Origin of the sequence: Azoarcus sp. TTM-91, from assembly GCF_012911025.1 — a bacterium.
In the GTDB taxonomy this organism is placed as follows: Bacteria; Pseudomonadota; Gammaproteobacteria; order Burkholderiales; family Rhodocyclaceae; genus Azoarcus.
The window spans coordinates 1-1,326 of sequence record NZ_WUEI01000258.1 but is presented as its reverse complement, the minus strand read 5'-3'; the positions used below and the strand labels follow the sequence as shown (position 1 = coordinate 1,326).

At 70.8% G+C, this 1,326-nt stretch carries 1 protein-coding gene; it reads left to right on the top strand.

The features are described 5' to 3' along the window. A partial coding sequence (locus GRF61_RS24095; RefSeq protein ID WP_211166184.1) for a cytochrome P450 occupies positions 1 to 1,324 on the top strand: 1,324 nt, incomplete at its 5' end. Positions 1,325 to 1,326 lie beyond the last annotated feature (2 nt).

Here is a 1,326-nt window from a genome sequence, read left to right as displayed (position 1 = left end):
CCCCAAGCCCCGAGGTGCCGCCATGTCCACCGCCCCCCAGGAAGCCGGCTTCGACCACAGCCTTGCATTTCTTGCCGATCCCTACCGCTACATCTCCAGCCGCTGCCGCGAGCTGGGTTCCGACCTGTTCGAGACGCGCATCCTGCTGCAGCCGGCCATCTGCATGAGCGGGCCGGAAGCCGCAGCCGTGTTCTACGACCCCGAGCGTTTCCAGCGTGCCGGCGCGGCGCCGGAGCCGCTGCAGGCCACCTTGTTCGGCAAGGGCGGCGTGCAAGGGCTGGATGGCGCCGCCCACCGCGAGCGCAAGGCACTCTTCATGAAGGTGGTGGAGCCGGAGCGGGTGGCCGCCCTGGCTGGCTTCGTTGCCAGCGAATGGTGGAGCGCCGCCCGGCGCTGGCAGGACGAAGACCGGGTGATCCTCTACCAGGAAGTCGTGCAGCTGCTTACCCGCGCCGTCTGTACCTGGGCTTACGTGCCGCTGGCGGAGGGCGAGGCGGACAAGCGCAGCCGCCAGATGGCGCGGCTGTTCGATGAAGCGGCCAACTCCGGCGCCGGCCACTTGCGCTCCCGCTATGCCCGCCGCCGGCTGGAGAAGTGGCTGGCGCGACTGGTGGGCGACATCCGCGATGGCCGCTACGCGGTGCCGCGCGGCTGCGCCGCCGAGGCGGTGGCCACCCATGTGGACGCGGACGCCCAGCTGCTGCCGGCCGAGACCGCCGCGGTGGAATTGCTCAACGTGCTGCGGCCGACGGTGGCGGTCGCGGTTTTCATCGTTTTCGCCGCTCATGCGCTGCATGCCCACCCGGAGTGCCTTGAGCGCCTGGGCGGTGACGACCCGGACTATGAAGACGCCTTCGTGCAGGAGGTGCGGCGCTACTACCCCTTCTTTCCGGCGGTGGCGGCGCGGGTGCGGGCGGACTTCGACTGGGCCGGCCTGCACTTCCCGGAAGGCCGGCTGGTGCTGCTGGACCTCTACGGCAGCAACCGTGACCCGCGCGTCTGGGAGGCGCCCGACGCGTTTCGCCCGGAGCGCTTCCTGGAACACAGCCCCGGCGCCTTCGACTTCATGCCCCAGGGCGGCGCCGAGCCTTATGGCAACCACCGCTGCCCGGGCGAGGGCATCGCGGTCACGCTGATGAGGCAGGCGGTGGGCTTCCTCGTTCGCCACCTCGGCTACCAGGTGCCGATGCAGGATCTGCGGCTGGATTTCTCCCGCCTGCCGGCGCTGCCTTGCGACGGATTCATCCTTTCCGAGGTGCGCCTGCGGCAGGCGGAGGCACGCAGCCGCCCCCAGGCGCGGAGTTGGCCGGGGGCGAACGTGTGAGG